Raw genomic sequence first — 19,962 nt, 5'->3', positions numbered from 1 at the left:
TCAGGCCTCAGGTCATTCGCGGTGGTAGGGATGGCCGATCGACAGCGTCCAGGCGCGGTAGAGCGCCTCGGCCAGCATGACGCGCACGAAGGCGTGCGGCAGGGTCAGGTCAGACAGGCGCAGGCTCTCGTCGGCACTGGCGCGCAAGGCGGGGTCGAGGCCATCGGGGCCACCGACCAGCAAGGCGGCGTCGCGGCCGTCCATCTGCCAGGCCTTGAGGCGCTCGGCCAGCTGCACGGTGGTGACACGGGTGCCGCGCTCGTCGAGCACGATGCGGCGCGCGCCGCGCGGAATGGCGGCCTCGATGCGCTGGGCTTCGGCGGCCATCAGCGCATCGACCGGCTTGCCGCTCTGGCGCGATTCGGTCTTGACCGCCTTCAGTTCCAGCCGCAGTTCGGGCGGGAAGCGCTTGGCGTAGTCGGCATAGGCCTCATCGGCCCAGCCGGGCAGGCGCTGGCCGACGGCGACGAGCAGGAGCTTCACGCAGGGACGGGTTCAGGCGCTCGGGCGCAGCGGATGCGCCCGGTGCGATCAGCTGCTGCGCTTGCGGGCCGGAGCCGCCTTCTTGGCCGGTGCTTTGGCCGGTGCTTTGGCCGGTGCCTTGGCAGCGGGCTTGGCGGCGACCGTCTTCGCAGCGGCCTTCTTGGCCGGTGCCTTGCGAGCCGGCGCCGGTGCGGGCGCTGCAGCCGGAGCGGCCTTGCGGGCTGCCGCCTTGCGGGCGGTGGTCTGCGTGGCGGCCTGGACCGTGGCCGTCGGCGTCTTGCGCTTGAGGACCTTGCCCTCGGGCAGCACGACCAGCGACTGCACATTCGTCGGCGCGCGCCGGCCGGTGGTCTTGCGGGCCACTGCCTTGCGGCCGACCGCCGTGCCCGGGGCGTCGGCCTTGCCGGCGTTCGGAGCGGTCTTGGAGGCCGGCTTGCGCGCGGCGGTCTTGGAGGTCTTGCGGGCCGGGCGGGCGGCGCCACGCAGGGTCAGCTCGTCCTCGTCGTCGTCGACGCGGGTTTGCGAGGCGCGCACCGCGTTGTCGGCTTCGGTCAGGTGATCCTCACGGGCGATGCGAGGGCTGCGGCGCTTGGGCGCGGGGGGCGGCGTCTCGTCCTCTTCCTCGATCGGCTCGCTGGCCTTGACCAGTCCGCCCTTGGCGGCGCCGAGCTTGATGCGGACCTGCTTGCCGCCCCAGATCTCTTCGAGGTGGTAGTACTGGCGAATCGCGGGTTGCATGACGTGCACGACGGCCGCGCCGCAGTCCACGATGATCCATTCGCCGTTGTCGCCACCTTCGGTGCTGAGGATCTGGCCACCCGCACTGCGGACCGCGTCGCGCACGCTCGCGGCCAGCGCGTTGGTCTGGCGGTTGCTCGTGCCCGAGGCGATGACCACGCGCTCGAACAGGGGCGAGAGGTGTTCGGTGTTGTAGACGACGATGTCCTGCGCCTTGACGTCTTCGAGACCGTCGACGATGGCACGTTGCAGCTTGCGGATGTCCATGCGGGTGGTGTTTGGTGCGCGCTTGTCAGGGACGCTGTTGGGGGACGCCGGATGACGCGCGGTCCGTGGCGGTGACGGGCCCGGCGTCGGGCGTTGCGGGCCTGTCCACAGGCTGCGCGGGGACGGGATGGTACAGCCCCCGACGCCCGATGAGATCGGCCACCGCAGGCGAGAGCCACGCGGGTGCGAGAAGCTGCGCGGACTCGCCCGCCGCGAGCCGGCTGCGGATGGCGGTCGCGCTGGCCGGATGTGGCGACATCGGCAGGACCTGCCAGCGATGCGGCACCGTGGCCAGCTCGCCCGACGGCTGCGGCGCCACACCGTCGCGGGCGGCCACTGCCAGGCCCACGCGAGCGAGCAGCTCGCGCCAGTCGCGCCAGCTGCAGAAGTTGGCATGCTGGTCCTGTCCGATCAGCAGCCACCAGTCGGTATCGATCGGCTCGGCGGCCTGCAGGGCGCGCACCGTGTCGATCGTGTAGCTCGGCCCCTCGCGGTCGACCTCGATGCGTTCGAGACGCTGGCCGGGCGCGCTGCCGATGGCCGCCTCGACCATGGCCATTCGGTCTGCGGCCGGAGCCAGTTGCCGGTCGGCCTTCTGCCAAGGCTGGCCGGCGACCACCCAGCGCAGTTCCGTCAGCCCCAGTTGGCCCATCGCGGCCTGGGCCAGCGCCAGATGGCCCTGATGGACCGGATCGAAGCTGCCACCGAACAAGCCGATGCGTCGCCCCGGACGGGCCGGCATCGGCGCTGTCATCTCACTCACCCACACCGAGCCAGTCGCGCGGACGCAGGAAGTCGCTGTAGAGACGTGCCTCGGCCGTGCCGGGCTCGGGCGACCATTGGTAGCGCCAGTCGGCCTGCGGCGGCATCGACATCAGGATGGATTCGGTCCGGCCACCGGACTGCAGGCCGAACAGCGTGCCGCGGTCCCAGACCAGGTTGAACTCGACATAGCGGCCACGGCGGTAGCGCTGGAAGTCGCGCTCGCGCTCGCCATAGGGCGTGTCGCGGCGACGCTGGGCGATCGGCAACCAGCCCTTGAGCAAGGCGTCGCCGACGTCGCGCAGCATCGCGAAACTGCCGTCCGGGCCGAGTTCGGCGAAGTCGTCGAAGAAGATGCCGCCAATGCCACGCGGCTCGTTGCGGTGCTTGAGGAAGAAATACTCGTCGCACCAGCGCTTGAAGCGCGGATAGAGCGCCGCGCCGTGCGGCGCCAGCGCGTCCTGGCAAGCCTGGTGGAAGTGCACCGCATCTTCCTCGACGCCGTAATACGGCGTCAGGTCCATGCCACCGCCGAACCAGCGCACCGGCACGCCCGCGTTCGGGCCCTGGCTCGGCGTGGCCGACAGCATGCGCACGTTCATGTGCACGGTCGGCACATGCGGGTTGCGCGGGTGGAAGACCAGCGACACGCCCATCGCCTCGAAAGGCGCGCCGGCCAGCTCGGGCCGGTGCTGCGTGGCCGATGGCGGCAAGGCCGTGCCGCGCACCTGCGAGAAGGCACAGCCGCCGCGTTCGAGCAGCTCGCCGCCCTCGACCAGGCGGGTGATGCCCTTGCCTTCGAGCTTGCCGCCGGGCGGGCGCTCCCAGGCGTCGGAGATGAAGGCATGGCCGTCCTGCGCCTGCAAGGTGCTGCAGATGTGTTCCTGCAGCCCCAGCAGGTAGGCACGGACGGTGTCGTTGCTCAGCGCGGTGTCTGCCATGGAGAGCCTCCCGGTTCAGCGCTTGATGGCGCGGTGGCCGATGTCACGGCGGAACTGCATGCCGTCGAAGTGGATGCCCTGCAGGCCCTGGTAGGCGCGCTGGGCGGTCTTGACCGAGTCGCCCAGTCCGGTGACGCACAGCACGCGCCCGCCGCTGGTGACGACCTGGCCTTGCGCGTCCAGGGTCGTGCCAGCGTGGAAGACCATGCAGTCCTCGGCCTCGGCGGGCAGGCCGCGCACGACGTCACCCTTGCGCGGCGCGTTCGGGTAGCCACCGGCGGCGAGCACCACACCGAGCGCGACGCGCCGGTCCCAGTCGAGCTGGACGGTGTCGAGCGTGCCGTCGGTGGCGTGCAGCAGCACCTCCAGCAGGTCGCTCTTCAGTCGCATCAGGATGGGCTGGGTCTCGGGGTCGCCCATGCGGGTGTTGAACTCGAGCGTCTTGACCTGGCCCTGCGCGTCGATCATCAGGCCGGCGTAGAGGAAGCCGGTGAAGGGCACGCCGTCGCGGGCCATGCCGGCGATGGTCGGGCCAATGATCTCGTGCATCACCCGGTTGTGGATGTTGGGCGTGACCACCGGGGCGGGCGAGTAGGCGCCCATGCCACCGGTGTTCGGGCCGGTGTCGCCGTCGCCGATGCGCTTGTGGTCCTGGCTGGTCGCCAGCGGCAGCACGTTGCGGCCGTCGCACAGCACGATGAAACTGGCTTCCTCGCCCTGCAGAAACTCTTCGATGACAACCCGTGCGCCGCCACTGTTGTGTAACACGCCCAGGGTGTTGTCGACCAGCATCCAGTCGACCGCCTCATGCGCCTCGGCCAGCGTCATCGCCACGACCACACCCTTGCCGGCGGCCAGGCCGTCGGCCTTGATGACGATGGGCGCGCCCATCTGATCGACATAGGCGTGCGCCGCCGCCGCGTCGGTGAAGGTGTCGTACGCCGCCGTCGGGATGGCGTGGCGCTTCATGAAGGCCTTGGCAAAAGCCTTGGAGCTCTCCAGCTGCGCGGCCGCCTGGGTCGGGCCGAAGATGCGCAGGCCGCGTCGGCGGAACTCGTCGACCACGCCCTGCGACAGCGGCGCCTCGGGGCCCACCACGGTCAGGCCAATCTTCTCGGCCTGCGCGAAGTCGGCCAGCGCGTTGACGTCGCTCAGCGCGACGCTGGACAGCGCCGGACTGAGCGCGGTGCCGCCATTGCCGGGCGCGACATAGACCTTCTGCACCCGCGGCGACGCCGCGAGCTTCCAGGCCAGGGCGTGCTCGCGGCCGCCGGAACCGATCACCAGGACTTTCATGGGGGAGCGTGTGTGGGAAATGGGAGGAACGGCGGGGCCGGATGTGCTGGGAACGTGGACGACGCTCAAGCGTCGATCTCGGCGTTGTGAAAGACGTCCTGCACGTCGTCAAGGTCCTCGATGACATCGAGCAGCTTCTGCATGCGCGCGGCGTCGTCACCGGTCAGCGGGATGCTGTTCTCAGCGCGCCAGGTGACCTCGGCGATCTCGGCCTGGAGGCCAGCGGCTTCGAGCGCGTTCTTGACCGCTTCAAACGCGGCGGGCGGGGTCAGCACCTCGATGGCACCGTCGTCGTCGCGGATCACGTCATCGGCGCCGGCTTCGAGGGCGATCTCCATGACCTGATCCTCGGACGTGCCCGGCGCGAAGACCAGCTGGCCGCAGTGCTTGAACTGGAAGGCCACCGAGCCTTCGGTGCCCAGGTTGCCGCCGTACTTGCTGAAGGCATGCCGGACCTCGGCGACGGTGCGCACGCGGTTGTCGGTCATGGTGTCGACGATGATGGCCGCGCCGCCGATGCCGTAGCCCTCGTAGCGGATCTCCTCGTAGGTGACACCTTCGAGCGAGCCGGTGGCCTTGTCGATGTTGCGCTTGACCGTGTCGGCCGGCATGTTGGCCGCCTTGGCCTTCTCGACCGCCAGCCGCAGGCGCGGGTTGGCGGTGATGTCGCCACCACCCTGGCGGGCAGCGACCATGATCTCGCGGATCACGCGGGTCCAGACCTTGCCGCGCTTTTCGTCCTGGCGGCCTTTGCGATGCTGGATGTTGGCCCACTTGGAATGACCGGCCATGGATGCTCCTGATGCGTCGTCGGATGGGCCACGGCAGAGGAAAACGGCTGGCGGGACCGCTCCCTCTCAGAGCCGGTGCCCCGGGTTTCTTCGATAGACTGCCATTCTACTTTTGGCCCTGAGCCTCACCCCCGGAGACCCAACCATGGCCGACCCGATCCTGCTCGCCCAGCATGGCGAGATCCGCTGTGAACTGCTGCCCGCCCTGGCCAACCGCCACGGCCTGATTACCGGGGCCACCGGCACCGGCAAGACCATCACCTTGCAGAAGCTGGCCGAGAGCTTGTCTTCCATCGGCGTGCCGGTCTTCATGGCCGACGTCAAGGGCGACCTGACCGGCATCAGCCAGAAGGGTGGCGACAACGCGAAGCTGCTGAAGATCCTGGCCGAACGCGGCCTGGACACGCCCGCATGGGCCGCTTGCCCGACCACGCTGTGGGACGTCTTCGGCAAGCAGGGCCACCCGGTGCGCGCGACGGTCTCGGACATGGGCCCGCTGCTGCTGGCGCGCATGCTCAACCTCAACGACACGCAGCAAGGCGTGCTGTCGCTGGCCTTCAAGATCGCCGATGACAACGGCATGCTGCTGCTGGACCTGAAGGACCTGCGCGCCATGCTGCAGCACGTCGGCGAGAACGCGGCGACCTTCCAGACCGAGTACGGCAACATCAGCGCGGCCTCGGTCGGCGCGATCCAGCGCGGCCTGATGCAGATCGACGAACAGGGCGGCGACCAGTTCTTCGGCGAGCCCATGCTGGCCATCGACGACTTCATGCAGACCGTCGACGGTCGGGGCGTCGTCAACATCCTCGCGGCCGACCAGCTGATGGCCTCGCCCCGGCTGTATGCGACCTTCCTGCTGTGGATGTTGTCCGAGCTGTTCGAGACCCTGCCCGAGGTCGGCGACCTGGACAAGCCCAAGCTGGTCTTCTTCTTCGACGAGGCCCACCTGCTGTTCAAGGACGCACCGGCCGCGCTGGTCGAACGCATCGAGCTGGTCGTGCGCCTGGTGCGGTCCAAGGGCGTCGGCGTCTACTTCGTGACGCAGAACCCGCTGGACATTCCCGATGCCGTGCTGGGCCAGCTGGGCAACCGCGTCCAGCACGCCCTGCGCGCCTTCACGCCGCGTGACCAGAAGGCGGTCAAGTCGGCGGCCGAGACCATGCGCGCCAACCCGGGCCTGGACATCTCCGAGGCCATCACCGAACTCGGCGTGGGCGAAGCCCTGGTCAGCCTGCTCGACGAGAAGGGCCGACCCGGCATCACCCAGCGGGTCTACATGGTGCCGCCGGGCAGCCGCATCGGCCCGATCGACGCGGCCCAGCGCCAGGCGCTGCTGGACGGCTCGCTGGTGGCTGGCGTCTACGAGAAGACGGTCGACCGCGAATCAGCCTACGAGATCCTCAAGGGCCGCGCCAACACCAGCGCCGACACCGCTGAGGCTCGCCAGACGGCTGGCGCTGCGGCCCCGGCCGGCGGCAACACGCCAGACAGCGGCGGAAGTGGAAGTGCGAGCGGCAACGACATCGCCTCGGCCGTCATGGGCGGCCTGGGCAGCCTGCTGTTCGGCAGCACCGGCCCGCGTGGCGGCCAGCGCGACGGCATCGCCCAGACGCTGGTCAAGTCCGCCGTGCGCCAGGTGGGTTCGAGCGTCGGGCGCGAGATCGTGCGCGGCGTGCTGGGCTCGCTGCTGGGCGGCTCGGCCAGCACGCGCCGGCGTCGCTGAGCGCCAACGCACGTGATGGCCCTGCTGCTGCGCCTGATCCTGATCGCCCTCGCCTTGTCGGGCGTGGTGCTGGTGGCCGCACGCCTCGGTGCCTTCAGCGGCCGGCCGCCGAGCGATCTGGGCGTGCGCGACGGGCGCCTGAAGCCGCCGTCGACCACACCCAACAGCGTCAGCAGCCAAGCGAGCCTCTACCCGGACCACCCGCAGCGGGCCTATGCCCAGGTCGAGCCCTACCCGCTGCGCGGCACGCCGGCCGAAGCGATGGCCGACTGGGCCGCACGCATCGCCGCGCAGCCCGGCGCGCGCATCGTCGACCAGCGCGAGGACTACCTGCGCGCCGAGTTCACGACGGCGTGGATGCGCTACGTCGACGACGTCGAGCTGTGGGCCGATGCGGCCAGTGGCGTCATCCACGTGCGTTCGGCCTCGCGCCTGGGCCATGGCGACCTGGGCTTGAACCGCCGTCGCATCGAGGCCCTTCGTGCAGGGTCGGCGCCCTAAAATCTTTGGCTTGGTTCGCCCACCGGAACGTCCTTGCCCTGCCCGGTTCCGGGCCCTTGCCGCGTACCCCCAACCAGATCCAGAGCCTGCATGAGCGCACCCTCCAGCGACGCCAACCCGGCCGCCGTCAAGCCCGCCAATTTCCTGCGCACGATCATCGAGCGCGACCTTGAGGCCGGCACCTACGCCGGCCGTCATTTCGCCGGCACGCCCGGTGACGCGACCCACCATGCCGCCGGCCCGCTGGACGCCGCACGCGTGCGCACCCGCTTCCCGCCCGAGCCCAACGGCTATCTGCACATCGGCCACGCCAAGAGCATCTGCCTGAACTTCGGCTTGGCGCGCGACTTCGGTGGCGTCTGCCACATGCGCTTCGACGACACCAATCCGGAGAAGGAAGAGCAGGAATACGTCGACGGCATCCTCGATGCCGTGCGCTGGCTGGGCTTTGGCTGGGACGCGCCGGACGCACATGCGCCGGGCCAGAACCGCAGCCACCTGTTCTACGCCAGCAGCTATTTCGACTTCATGTACCGCGCGGCCGAGCACCTGATCGAGCGCAGTCTGGCCTATGTCGACGAGCAGACGCCTGAGGACATGCGTCGCAACCGCGGCGACTTCACGACGCCCGGTACCGACAGCCCCTTCCGCAGCCGCAGCCCGGCCGACAACCTGGCCCGCTTCCGCGAGATGCGCGCCGGCCAGCATGCCGATGGCGCGATGGTGCTGCGCGCCAAGATCGACATGGCGTCGCCCAACATCAACCTGCGCGACCCGGCCCTCTACCGCATCAAGCACGCCGAGCACCACGCGACTGGCACGGCCTGGTGCATCTACCCGATGTACACCTTCGCGCACCCGATCGAGGACGCGCTGGAACGCATCACGCACTCGATCTGCACGCTGGAGTTCGAGGATCAGCGGCCCTTCTACGACTGGCTGCTCGAACGCCTCGCCGAAGGCGGTCTGCTGGCCCAGCCGCTGCCCAAGCAGTACGAGTTCGCGCGGCTGAACATGACCTACATCATCACCAGCAAGCGCAAGCTCAAGCAGCTGGTCGACGAGGGCCACGTCAGCGGCTGGGACGACCCGCGCATGCCCACCATCGTCGGCCTGCGCCGACGCGGCTACACGCCCGAGAGCCTGCAGCTGCTGGCCGAGCGCACCGGCGCGAGCAAGGCCAACAGCTGGATCGACTACAGCTGGCTGGACATCGCGCTGCGCGACGACCTTGAAGGCAAGGCCGCGCGGGCGATGGCGGTGATCGACCCGATCAAGCTGGTGCTTGGCAACTGGTCCGAGGTCTTCGGCAGCGACGACCACACCGAGGCCTGCAGTGCGCCAGCGCACCCGCAGCGCCCGGAACTGGGCCAGCGCCAGTTCAGCCTGGGCCGTGAGGTCTGGATCGAACGCGACGACTTCGCCGAGCAGCCGCCCAAGGGCTTCTTCCGGCTCTTCCCGGGCAACAAGGTGCGGCTCAAGTACGGCTATGTGATCGAGTGCACCGGCTGCGAGAAGGATGCCGACGGACGCATCACCGCCGTGCTCGCCCGGGTCGTGCCCGACACCAAGAGCGGCACGCCGGGCGCGGACAGCGTCAAGGTCAAGGGCGTCATCACCTGGGTCGGCGTGCACGACGGCATCGCCGCCGAGTTGCGCCTGTACGACCGACTGTTCAGCGAGGCCCAGCCCGATGCCGGCGGCAAGGACTTCCTGAGTGCCCTGAACCCGGCGAGCAAGTCGGTCACCACCGGCTACCTGGAACCGTCGCTGCGCGACCTGCCGGCCGACCAGCGCTTCCAGTTCGAGCGCCACGGCTACTTCGTCACCGACCGCATCGACCACCGCGCCGACCGCCCGGTGATCAACCGCATCACCGGCCTCAAGGACGGCTGGACCAAGTGAGCCCCGCGATGACCAAGCCCAAGCCCGCGTTGCGCAGTGGCCCGATCCGCACGCGCACCCACGAGCTGGAGCTGCTGGCCCCGGCGCGCGATGCCGACATCGGCATTGAGGCCGTCAACCACGGGGCCGATGCGGTCTACATCGGCGGGCCCGACTTCGGCGCGCGCCACAACGCCGGCAATGGCGTGGCAGACATCGCCCGGCTGGTGGCCCACGCGCACCGCTACCACGCGCGCATCTTCGTCACGCTCAACACCATCTTGCGCGACGACGAGCTGGAGCCGGCACGTCGACTGATCCACCAGTTGCACGACGCCGGCGTGGACGCGCTGATCGTGCAGGACATGGGCCTGCTCGAACTCGACCTGCCGCCGATCCAGCTGCATGCCAGCACGCAGACCGACATCCGCACGCCCGAGAAGGCGCGTTTCCTGCAGGACGTCGGCTTCTCGCAGATGGTGCTGGCGCGCGAACTGGACCTCGGCCAGATCCGCGCCATTGCCGACCAGGTGCCGCGTGCCACGCTCGAGTTCTTCGTGCATGGCGCCCTGTGCGTGGCCTACAGCGGCCAGTGCTACGTCAGCCACGCCCACACAGGCCGCAGCGCCAACCGGGGCGATTGTTCGCAGGCCTGCCGTCTGCCCTACACCGTCACCGACACGCAGGGCCGCATCGTCGCGCACGAGCAGCATGTGCTCTCGCTCAAGGACAACAACCAGAGCGCCAACCTGGCCGCGCTGGTCGATGCCGGCATCCGCAGCTTCAAGATCGAGGGCCGCTACAAGGACCTCGGCTACGTCAAGAACATCACCGCCCACTACCGCCAGCTGCTGGACGGTCTGCTGGAACAGCGACCCGAGTTGGCGCGTACCTCGCACGGCCACAGCCGCTACACCTTCACGCCTGACCCGGACCGCAACTTCAACCGTGGCTCGACCGACTACTTCGTCAACGGCCGTCAGTCCGACATCGGCGCCTTCGACACGCCCAAGCACGCCGGCCTGCCGCTGGGCTGGGTCACCAAGGTGGCGCGTGACCACCTGGAGGTCCAGCTCGACGAGGGCGTCAGCCCGCTCAACAACAACGACGCGCTGACCTACCAGGACCTGCAAGGCGAACTGGTCGGCATGCCGATCAACACGGCCGAATGTGTCGATGCGGCACGGCGTGTCTGGCGGCTGGTGCCCAAGGATCCGCTGCCGGCCTACAAGGACCTGCGGCGCGACCTGGCGCTGCGACGCAACCGCGACATGGCCTGGGACCGGATGCTGGACAAGCCTTCGGCCGAACGCCGCATCGGCGTCTGGATGAGCCTGTCCGACACCACCGACGGCCTGGCGCTGACGCTGGTCGACGAGGCCGGCACCGAGGCCGTCGCCACCTTGGCGGTGGAACGCCAGCCGCCACGCGACCTGGCACGCGCCGAGTCGACCTTGCGCGAGCAGCTGGGCAAGCTCGGCACCACGGTCTATGCGGCCCACGAGATCCGCATCGCCTGCGCCCAGCCCTGGTTCGTGCCGGCCAGCGCGCTCAATGCGCTGCGGCGTGCGGCGGTCGAGGCGCTGGATGGCGCGCGCGCCAAGGCGCTGCAACCCTTGCCGCGTGACGCGGCGGTGGCCCCGCCGGTGCCCTATCCCGAGGACACGTTGAGCTACCTGGCCAACGTCTACAACCAGAAGGCGCATGACTTCTACGCCCGCCACGGCGTGCAGGTGATCGAGTCGGCCTACGAGAGCCACGAGGCCCTGGGCGAGGCCAGCCTGATGATCACCAAGCACTGCGTGCGCTGGTCGCTGAGCCTGTGTCCCAAGCAGGCCAAGGGCGTGCAAGGTGTGCAAGGCACGGTGCGGGCCGAGCCGATGACGATCCGTCACGGCGACGAGGTGCTCACGCTGCGCTTCGATTGCAAGCCCTGCGAGATGCACGTGGTCGGCAAGATGAAGCCCAATGTGCTGGCACAGGCGAAGCGCGAAGAACGCCAGCGCCTGGCCGAGGGCGTGCCGATGACCTTCTACAAGGCCCGGCCGACGGCCTGAGCGACGCCCAGGCCGGGCTGTCGATCGGTGCGCCGCGATCAGTGCGCCACGATCAGTGCACCGCGACCGGCGCCTCCAGCGTTTCCGGCGTGGTCTTCTCGCCGGGCACCGAACGGCGTGCCAGCAGGGTGTAGACCGTCGGCACAACAAACAGCGTCAGCAGCGTGCCCAGCGACATCCCGCCGACGATGACCCAGCCGATCTGGCGCCGGCTCTCCGCACCCGCCCCGCTGGCCAGCGCCAATGGCAAGGCGCCCAGGACCATCGCGCCGGTGGTCATCAGGATCGGCCGCAGGCGCAGCGTGGCGGCCTCCATCGTCGCTTCGACCACCGCCTTGCCCTGCTGGCGCAACTGGTTGCTGAACTCGACGATCAGGATGCCGTGCTTGCTGATCAGGCCGACCAGCGTGATCAGGCCGATCTGCGAGTACACGTTCAAGGTCCCGCCGCTCCATTGCAGCGCGGCCAACGCGCCCACCATCGACAAGGGCACCGCCAGCAAGATGATGAAGGGGTCGACGAAGCTCTCAAACTGGGCCGCCAGCACCAGGAAGATGAACAGCAGCGCCAGCACGAACACCAGCCCCAGCGCGCCGCTGGAGGCGCGGAACTCCCGGCTGACGCCGTTCAGTTCGGTGGTGTAGCCCGCCGGCAGCACCTTAGCCGCCGTCTGGTCCATGAAGGTCAGCGCCTCGCCCAGTGAGTAGCCGGGTGCGAGGTTGGCGGTGATCGACACCGAGCGACGCTGATTGAAGTGGTTCAGCTCGCGCGGGCTGACCGACTCGCGGATCTTCACCAGCGAGGACAGCGGCACCATGGTGTCGTTGCGGCCGCGCACGAACAGGCGGTCGATGTCCTCGGGCGTCGTGCGCCCGCCGGCCTGCGTCTGCACCAGCACGTCGTACTGGTCGGCATCGCGCTTGTAGCGGGTCACGGCGCGGCCACCGAGCATGGTCTCGACCGTGCGCGCCACCTGGTCGACGGAGACGCCGGCATCGGCCGCGCGGTCGCGGTCGACCTCCATGACGATCTCCGGCTTGTTCAGCCGCAGGTCGCTGTCGGGCTGGACGATGCCCGGGTTCTTGCCCATTTCGGCGATGAACTGCTGCGACACACGCGACAGGTTGGCGTAGCTGTCGTTGGTGACGACCACGAAGTTGATGGCCCGTTCGCGGAAGCCCTGGCCCAGGCTGGGCGGGGTGATCGGGAAGGCCGTGACACCTGGCAGGTTGGCGAACTGCGGCTGCAGCGCGCGGGCGATTTCCTGGGTCGAGCGGGTGCGCTCGGACCAGTCGACCGTGCGCAGGATGGCGGTGGCCTGGGCCACCGTCGGGTTGCCGGTGATGACGAAGTTGCGGTCCAGCTCGGGGTACTGCTCCACGATGCGTTCGAGCGCCTGCGCATAGCGGGCGGTGTAGGCCAGCGTGGAGCCGTCCGGTGCGTTGACGTTGGTGATGATGACGCCGCGATCCTCGATCGGCGCGAGCTCGCTCTTGGCGGTCGTGAACAGCCACCAGCTGCCGCCGGCCGAGGCCAGCATCACCAGCAGCACGATCCAGCGCTGGTGCAGCACGAAGCCCAGCGCGGCGCTGTAGCCGCGTGTCAGCCGGGTCAGGCCGGCTTCAATGATGCGGTCGAATACATTCGGCTTGGCCTCGTGGCGCAGCAGCACGCTGCACATCATCGGCGTCAGCGTCAGGGCGACGAAGCCCGAGACGATCACCGCGCCGGCCAGCGTCAGCGCGAACTCGACGAACAGCCGTCCGGTGCGCCCGGGCGTGAAGGCCAGCGGCGCATAGACGGCGGCCAGCGTCATCGTCATCGCGACCACCGCGAAGCCGATCTCCTTGGCGCCCTTCAAGGCGGCCTGGAACGGTGCGAGGCCCTCCTCGACGTGGCGGAAGATGTTCTCGAGCACGACGATGGCGTCGTCGACCACCAGGCCGATGGCCAGCACCAGCGACAGCAGCGTCAAGGTGTTGATCGTGAAGCCGGCGGCGGCCATCAGCGCAAAGGCGCCGATCAGGCTGACGGGGATGGTCACCAGCGGAATGACGGCCGCGCGCAGGTGGCGCAGGAAGACGAAGACGACCAGCGCGACCAGCACCACCGCCTCGCCGATGGTCTTGTAGACCGACTGCACCGAGCGGTCGATGAAGACCGCGTTGTCGTTGGCCACCACCACCTTCAGATCGCCCGGCAGGTCCTGCTGGACCCGCGGCAGGATGGCCCGGATGGCCGCCGACACCTCCAGCGGGTTGGCCGTCGCCTGGCGGACCACGCCCGTCGAGATCGCCGGCTGGCCATTCAGCCGCACGATCGAGCGCTCGCTGGCCGGCGCCTGCTCGATGCGGGCGACGTCGCGCAGGCGCACCGTGTAGCCGTTGACCGCCCGCAACGCGACCTCGCCGAACTGGGCCTCGGTGTTGAGGTCGGTGCGCGAGGTGACGTTGAACTCGCGCTGGCGGCTTTCGATGCGGCCGGCCGGCACCTCCAGGTTCTGTCGCCGCAGGGCGTCCTCGACGTCCTGGGTGGTCAGGCGGTAGGCGGCCAGCCGTTCCGGGTCCAGCCAGATGCGCATCGCGTAGGTGCGGTCGCCGTTGATCGTCACGTCGGCCACGCCCGGCACGGTCTGCAGGCGCGGCTTGACGACGCGGTTGATCACGTCGGTCATCTGCAGCGCCGTCATCGAGGCGCTGCTGAAGGCCAGGAAGACGGTCGGCGTCGCATCGGCCTCGACCTTGGCGATGACAGGCTCGTCGATCGCATCGGGCAGCCGGCCACGCACCCGCGAAACCCGGTCGCGCACGTCGGCCGCCGCGTCATCCGGGCTCTTCTCAAGCTTGAAGCGCACGGTGATCTGGCTTTGTTCGGCCCGCGAGATCGACGTGATGATGTCGACGCCGTCGATCCCGGCGATCGAATCTTCCAGCGGCTTGCTGACCTGCGACTCGATGACCTCGGCCGATGCCCCCGTGAGCTTGGAGCGCACCGTCACCACCGGCTCGTCGATGCGCGGGTACTCGCGCACCTGCAGCCGGGTGTACGACACGATGCCCACCAGGATGAGCATCAGCGACATCACCGTCGCGAAGACCGGCCGACGGATCGAAATTTCTGACAGACGCATGGCGCGCTCCTGCTGTGCGATGGGGCCCGGGAACGGCTGGACTCAGGGCGACTTGGCCGCCTCGACCGCGACGGTGCCGCTGGCGGCCCTGCCGGCTGCAGCGCCCGACGCCGCACCGGCACCCGACGCCGCACCTCGCGGGCCGGCCGGCCGGTTCAGGTCGACCAGCCGGACCGGTGCCGGCGCGTCACCACGGCCAAGACGCGACTGGCCGGCGGTCACGACCGCATCTCCGGCTTGCACATCACCCTTGATCTCGACGATGCCCGGCAGGCGCATGCCGATCTGGATCTCGACCCGGCGGGCCTGCTGGCCCTTCTCGGCCGGCTCGATCTTGAAGACGTACTGCTTGTTGCCCAGCGGCACCAAGGCTTCTTCGGGCACCACCAGCGCCTTCTCACGCACGGCCATGACGGTCCGCACGCGGGCGAACATGCCCGACTTCAGCACCTGGCCGGGATTGGCCATGCGCGCACGCACCAGCAGCGCCCGTCCGTTGGCATCGATTTGCGCATCCACCGCCTCGACCTGGCCCTTGAAGGACTTGCCGGGCAAGGCATCGAGTTCGGCCTCGATCGACGCGCCGGGCTTGAGACGCCCCAGCACACGTTCGGGCAGGCGGAAGTCCAGCCACATCCGGCTGTTGTCCTCCAGGCCGACGAGATCGGCGCCGTCCTTGACGTAGTCGCCGACGTTGACCGTGCGGATGCCGGCCAGCGCATCGAAGGGCGCGACGATGCGCATGCGCGCCACCTGGGCTTCGGCCAGCCGGACCTGGGCCTCGGCGACCGCCAGCGTCGCGGCGGCCTGGTCGACCGCGCTGGGACTGAGGAAGTTCTGTGCCGCCAGATCACGGCTGCGCTGCAGGTTGGTGGCCGCGATCCCGGCCTGGGCCTTGGCCTGCGCCAGCTGGGCCTGCTGCAGGCTGTCATCGAGCTGGACCATCAACTCGCCGCGACGCACGCGCTGGCCGTCGCGGAAGTTGAGCGCCTGGATCCGCCCCGACACCTCCGGGCGCAGCACGATGCTCTGGTTCGATCGCATGCTGCCGACGGCATGGACCTCGTCCTCCAGGCGGCGCTGCTCGACCTTGGCGACCTCGACCGGCGCCGGGCCACCCTCGCCACGCCGTCCGCCAGCGCCAGCGCCGGCGCCTGGTCCCGGCGCCGCAGGCCCACTGCCCGCAGCAGCCACCGGGCCTGAGGCCCCCGACTCGGCAGCAGCCGACTTGCCCAGGTTGCCGCGGTTCTGGACCCAGTAGGCGGCGCCCAGGAGGACGAGCAGACCGGCGATGGCGAGGGCTTTTTGCGTGATCTTCACAGGCGTGGATCCAAGGAGGAAGCGAAGGCAGCCGGCGACCTGGCGCCGATGGATGAAGGCGGGATTGTCGGGGCCGTCGATGTCATCCTGACCAAGGGCTTGCACGACATCTGCAACACGGGCGGCCGAGGTCGCACGCCTCTCGGAACGTCAGCGTTGACGGGCGCTGTCGACCCCACGGTTGGCCAGCGCATCGGCGCGCTCGTTGCCCGGATCCCCGTTGTGGCCGCGCACCCAGCGCCAGTCGACGCGATGCAGCGCGGCCAGCGCCTCCAGTCGCTTCCAGAGGTCGGCGTTCTTGACCGGCTTGCGGTCGGCGGTCAGCCAGCCCCGCGACTTCCAGCCGTGGATCCAGGTCGTGATGCCGTTCTTGACGTACTCGCTGTCGGTGTAGACGGTGATGCGGCAGGTCCGCTTCAGACTGGCCAGCGCCTCGATCACAGCCGTCAGCTCCATCCGGTTGTTGGTGGTGCCGGGCTCGCCCCCCCACAGTTCCTTCTCATGCCCCCCGCTGACCAGCCAGGCGCCCCACCCACCCGGGCCGGGGTTGCCCTTGCAGGCGCCATCGGTGTAGACCACCACCTCCGGCAAGGCAATGGCCGCTGCGGCCGCTGCGGGCGCTGCGGTGGCGGGGTTCGCGGACGGCGGGTTCGTGGGGGCGGCGGTCGGTTCGGGCATGGCGTCAGGGATCGAGCGTCGATCAGGGTCGGGGCAAGCCCGCGAGTATCGGTTGACCGATCTAGACCCGGCCGTCACCACCCTGACGCGAAGCCACGGCCGCCGTGGCCGCCTTGGGCGCGGGACGACGCTTCCATGCCTTGCCAACCAGACGCATCGCCTTCACCCGCTTGACCGCCACCATGACGTAGGCCGAGCCGAGCACCGGCCACCAGCGCGGCCCGGCACGGTCCAGCCACGCGGTGCGATCCAGCCAGGTCGCGCTGGCCAGCGGCGGGCGCCAGCAACCGAACTGGCCGCCCTCGTGCTCGAAGCCCAGCAGGCGCAACCAGTCGCGCAGCCGGCGCCAGCCGATCAGCTCGGTGCCGCCGGGCACCGAAGGCTGCATCCAGCCCAGCCGGGAAGCCACGTCGGTACCGGCCTTGTAGGCGCCCCACAGGCTGGCCGGGTTGAAGCCGATGATGACCACGCGGCCCTCGGGCATCAGCACCCGTTCGACCTCGCGCAGCGTCTCGTGCGGGTCGGCGGCGAGCTCCAGCGTGTGCGGCAGCACGACGAGGTCCAGGCTGTTGGCGGGGAATGGCAAGGCGTCGTATTCGGCCAGCACGCTCAGGGGCAAGGGGGCGGGTGGGAAGATCGCCGTCTCGTCTTGCGGCTGCGGGGCCAGGGTCGCCAGGTCCAGGTCGCCACTGCCATCGGTCACCAGCCAGCGGTGCGACATGCGGTTGCAGCGCAGTCCCTGCAGGGCCGGCCAGCCCAGTTGCACCGCGTGGTAGCCAAACAGGTTGCTCACGAGGGCATCCATGCGGGCCTGTTCCCAAGCCACCAGGTAGCGCCCCGGAGGGGTCGTCAGCCAGTGGTCGATCCCTATAATCGCGGACTCTTTTGCCATGAATCTGGTCGCGCTACCCGCCTTCGACGATAACTACATCTGGATGCTCCACGACGGCCACAAGGCCCTCGTGGTCGACCCGGGTGATGCCGACCCGGTGTGCGTCGCGCTCGAACGTCTGGAGCTCAAGCTCGCAGGGATTCTAGTGACGCACCACCACGGCGATCACGTGGGCGGCGTGGCAGCCCTGCTGGCCTCGCACCCGGCGACCGTGTGGGGTCCTGCACGCGAGGCAATGCCGATCCCCGTCATCGCGGTCAGCCACGGGCAACGCATCGAGATCGCGGCCTTCGACGGCCTGATGATCGACGTCATCGACGTGCCTGGCCACACCGCCGGCCATGTCGCCTACGTCGTGGCGGCCATGGCCGGCGAGGCACCGATCCTGTTCTGCGGCGACACCTTGTTCTCGGCGGGCTGCGGCCGGCTGTTCGAGGGCACGCCGGCGCAGATGCTCGACTCGCTGGGCCGGCTCGCCCGCCTGCCCGCCGAGACCCGGGTCTGCTGCGCCCATGAATACACGCTGGCCAACCTGCGCTTCGCGCACGCGGTCGAACCCGACAACCCGGCCATCACGGCCCACCAGGCCCGCTGCCTATCGTTGCGCGATGACCTGCTGCCGACGCTGCCCAGCTCGATCGGGCTGGAGCGCCAGATCAACCCCTACCTGCGCGGCGACCAGCCCCAGGTGCAGGCCAGCGCCGCACTGCGTGGCGCCAACCCGGCCGACCCGGTGTCCGTCCTGGCGACGATCCGGGCCTGGAAGAACGAATTCCGATGACTTTCACCCCTGAGACCGAACGCATGCTGCGCGGGCTGATCACGTCGCTGACCGCCCTGCTGCTGACTGCCTGCGCGACACCCGGCCCGATCCCGGAGCAGGACCTGCCCCCGCCGCCACCGCAACTCACGACCTTGCCCACCCGCGTGCCGGTCACGCGCGAGGGCCCTTTGGCGCCGATCCCCGGCGTGCCCGAGGTGGTGCGCCCCGTGCTTGCCCCGGCGCCGCTGGCGGCGGCCTCCGCGCCTCTTGCGGCACCGGCCGACGTCGTGACCGGACCGGGCTTCGAGGTCGGCTCGCTGCCGCCCCCGCCAACCAGCGCGGCCAACCTGCCGGCCCAGCCGGAGTCCGGTGCGGGCGCAGCCGGCAAGCCGATCGACGTGCCGGGTGCCCTACCGGCCGAGCCAGCCGAAGTCCGCAAGGACCTCTGGCAGCGGGTGCGCGAGGGCTATGCCATCCCCGACCTGGGTGGCGCGCATGCCTTGCTGGTGGCCGAACATGAGCGCTGGTATGCCAACCGTCCGGACTACGTCGATCGCATGACCACACGCGGCGGACGCTACCTGTTCCACATCGTCCAGGAGGTCGAGAAGCGTGGCATGCCGACCGAGCTGGCGCTGCTGCCCTTCATCGAGAGCGCGTTCAACCCGCAGGCCATGTCGACCGCCAAGGCCTCGGGCATGTGGCAGTTCATCCCCTCTACCGGGCGCCACTACGACCTGACACAGAACGTCTTCCGCGACGACCGGCGCGACGTGCTGGCGTCGACCCGTGCGGCCCTGGACTACCTCGGCCGTCTGAATGCCGAGTTCAACGACTGGCAACTCTCGCTGGCCGCCTACAACTGGGGCGAGGGCAATGTGCGGCGCGCGATCGCACGCAACCGCAAGGCTGGCAAGCCGACGGACTACGCCAGCCTGCGCATGCCCGCCGAGACACGCCATTACGTGCCCAAGCTGCTGGCGGTGCGCAACATCGTCCGCCAGCCTGACGCCTTCGGCCTGACGCTGCCGGCCCTGGAGAACCACCCGTACTTCCTGAGTGTGCCGATGCGGCGCGACATCGACGTGGCGCTGGCCGCCAGCCTCGCCGAGATGTCGGTCGACGAGTTCAAGGCGCTCAACCCGTCGATGAACAAGCCGGTCATCCTGGCAGCCGGCACGCCCCAGATCCTGCTGCCCTACGACAACGCCGAGGGCTTCAAGCGCCGCCTGGATGACCATGTCGGACCGCTGGCCAGCTGGACCGCCTGGGTGGTGCCCGCGACGATGAAGCCCGCCGATGCGGCGCGCCGCATCGGCGTGTCCGAGGCGACGCTGCGCGAGGTCAACCGCATCCCGCCGCGGGTGCTGGTCAAGGCTGGCTCGACCCTGCTGGTGCCGCGTCACGCCCAGCGCGAGGCCGACGTGCCCGAGCACCTGGCCGACCACGCGCACATGGCCCTCGCCCCGGACCGGCCCCTGCGCAAGGTCTCGATCCAGGTCCGCAAGGGCGACACGGTGGCGAGCCTGGCGCAGCGCCATCGCGTCAGCGCGGCGCAGCTCGCGCAGTGGAACCGCATGACCGAGAAGGCGCGCCTGAGCGCCGGCCAGAAGCTGGTGATCTGGCAGGCGGCCCCCGTCAGCAAGAAGCGCAGCCAGGCGGCCCCTGCGACGCGCAAGAAAGCTGCGGCAAGGCCGTCGCGCACGGCCCAGGTTGGCCGCACGCGGCCCTGA

At 69.6% G+C, this 19,962-nt stretch carries 16 protein-coding genes; 6 read left to right on the top strand and 10 right to left on the bottom strand.

The features are described 5' to 3' along the window. Positions 1-12 precede the first annotated feature (12 nt). The 6 genes from rlmH to EV685_RS05955 all read right to left on the bottom strand — a co-directional run bounded on the left by rlmH (position 13) and on the right by EV685_RS05955 (position 5,278). Entirely contained in the window at positions 13-483 is a 471-nt protein-coding gene (rlmH, locus tag EV685_RS05980; protein ID WP_130481108.1) for a 23S rRNA (pseudouridine(1915)-N(3))-methyltransferase RlmH, read from the bottom strand. A gap of 48 nt (positions 484-531) precedes the next feature. Next, positions 532-1,488, bottom strand: a complete 957-nt coding sequence (gene rsfS, locus EV685_RS05975) for a ribosome silencing factor (protein WP_130481107.1) — start codon at positions 1,486-1,488, stop codon at positions 532-534. Positions 1,489-1,513: 25 nt separating this feature from the next. Continuing rightward, complete coding sequence (gene nadD, locus EV685_RS05970; RefSeq protein ID WP_130481106.1) at positions 1,514-2,230, bottom strand: nicotinate (nicotinamide) nucleotide adenylyltransferase; 717 nt, start codon at positions 2,228-2,230, stop codon at positions 1,514-1,516. Between the two features lie 13 nt (positions 2,231-2,243). Then, positions 2,244-3,191, bottom strand: coding sequence for an oxygen-dependent coproporphyrinogen oxidase (hemF, locus tag EV685_RS05965; RefSeq protein WP_130481105.1), 948 nt, complete (start codon positions 3,189-3,191; stop codon positions 2,244-2,246). 15 nt (positions 3,192-3,206) lie between these two features. After that, positions 3,207-4,487: a phosphoribosylamine--glycine ligase gene (gene purD, locus EV685_RS05960; RefSeq protein ID WP_130481104.1), complete on the bottom strand. Its 1,281-nt coding sequence runs from the start codon at positions 4,485-4,487 to the stop codon at positions 3,207-3,209. Positions 4,488-4,552: 65 nt separating this feature from the next. Next, the gene (locus EV685_RS05955; RefSeq protein WP_130481103.1) at positions 4,553-5,278 is read right to left on the bottom strand and encodes a YebC/PmpR family DNA-binding transcriptional regulator; all 726 of its coding nucleotides are present in this window, start codon (positions 5,276-5,278) and stop codon (positions 4,553-4,555) included. 145 nt (positions 5,279-5,423) lie between these two features. Here EV685_RS05955 and EV685_RS05950 point away from each other — a divergent pair, with 145 nt between their 5' ends. From EV685_RS05950 to EV685_RS05935, 4 genes are all read left to right on the top strand, one after another. Further along, positions 5,424-7,004, top strand: coding sequence for a helicase HerA-like C-terminal domain-containing protein (locus tag EV685_RS05950; protein ID WP_130481102.1), 1,581 nt, complete (start codon positions 5,424-5,426; stop codon positions 7,002-7,004). 15 nt (positions 7,005-7,019) lie between these two features. Further along, on the top strand, positions 7,020-7,505 hold the full coding sequence (locus tag EV685_RS05945) for a DUF1499 domain-containing protein (RefSeq protein ID WP_130481101.1): 486 nt from the start codon (positions 7,020-7,022) through the stop codon (positions 7,503-7,505). A gap of 90 nt (positions 7,506-7,595) precedes the next feature. Continuing rightward, positions 7,596-9,410: a glutamine--tRNA ligase/YqeY domain fusion protein gene (locus tag EV685_RS05940; RefSeq protein WP_130481100.1), complete on the top strand. Its 1,815-nt coding sequence runs from the start codon at positions 7,596-7,598 to the stop codon at positions 9,408-9,410. An 8-nt stretch (positions 9,411-9,418) separates the two neighbouring features. Further along, the gene (locus EV685_RS05935) at positions 9,419-11,446 is read left to right on the top strand and encodes a peptidase U32 family protein (protein ID WP_130481099.1); all 2,028 of its coding nucleotides are present in this window, start codon (positions 9,419-9,421) and stop codon (positions 11,444-11,446) included. 52 nt (positions 11,447-11,498) lie between these two features. Here the strand turns inward: EV685_RS05935 and EV685_RS05930 are convergent, their stop codons facing one another. The 4 genes from EV685_RS05930 to EV685_RS05915 all read right to left on the bottom strand — a co-directional run bounded on the left by EV685_RS05930 (position 11,499) and on the right by EV685_RS05915 (position 17,466). After that, a complete protein-coding gene (locus EV685_RS05930) occupies positions 11,499-14,576 on the bottom strand; it encodes an efflux RND transporter permease subunit (protein ID WP_130481098.1) in 3,078 nt (1,025 codons plus the stop codon). A 42-nt stretch (positions 14,577-14,618) separates the two neighbouring features. Beyond that, a complete protein-coding gene (locus tag EV685_RS05925; RefSeq protein WP_130481097.1) occupies positions 14,619-15,896 on the bottom strand; it encodes an efflux RND transporter periplasmic adaptor subunit in 1,278 nt (425 codons plus the stop codon). A gap of 150 nt (positions 15,897-16,046) precedes the next feature. Further along, the gene (gene rnhA, locus EV685_RS05920) at positions 16,047-16,487 is read right to left on the bottom strand and encodes a ribonuclease HI (RefSeq protein ID WP_242615500.1); all 441 of its coding nucleotides are present in this window, start codon (positions 16,485-16,487) and stop codon (positions 16,047-16,049) included. A gap of 148 nt (positions 16,488-16,635) precedes the next feature. Further along, positions 16,636-17,466, bottom strand: coding sequence for a class I SAM-dependent methyltransferase (locus EV685_RS05915; RefSeq protein WP_130481095.1), 831 nt, complete (start codon positions 17,464-17,466; stop codon positions 16,636-16,638). Between EV685_RS05915 and gloB the strand changes: the two genes are divergently transcribed. Together gloB and EV685_RS05905 are read left to right on the top strand one after the other, a co-directional pair. Continuing rightward, complete coding sequence (gene gloB / locus EV685_RS05910) at positions 17,465-18,247, top strand: hydroxyacylglutathione hydrolase (protein WP_130481094.1); 783 nt, start codon at positions 17,465-17,467, stop codon at positions 18,245-18,247. The two genes, EV685_RS05915 and gloB, sit on opposite strands and share 2 nt — an antisense overlap. Further along, positions 18,244-19,962 (top strand): transglycosylase SLT domain-containing protein, encoded by a 1,719-nt coding sequence (locus EV685_RS05905; RefSeq protein WP_242615449.1) that lies wholly within the window; start codon positions 18,244-18,246, stop codon positions 19,960-19,962. Before gloB ends, EV685_RS05905 begins: the two co-directional genes overlap by 4 nt.

The organism is Sphaerotilus mobilis (genome assembly GCF_004216565.1).
GTDB classification, from domain to species: domain Bacteria; phylum Pseudomonadota; class Gammaproteobacteria; order Burkholderiales; family Burkholderiaceae_C; genus Sphaerotilus; species Sphaerotilus mobilis.
The sequence above is the reverse complement of the archived record's forward strand: the minus strand, read 5'-3'. Positions and strand labels throughout refer to the sequence as shown.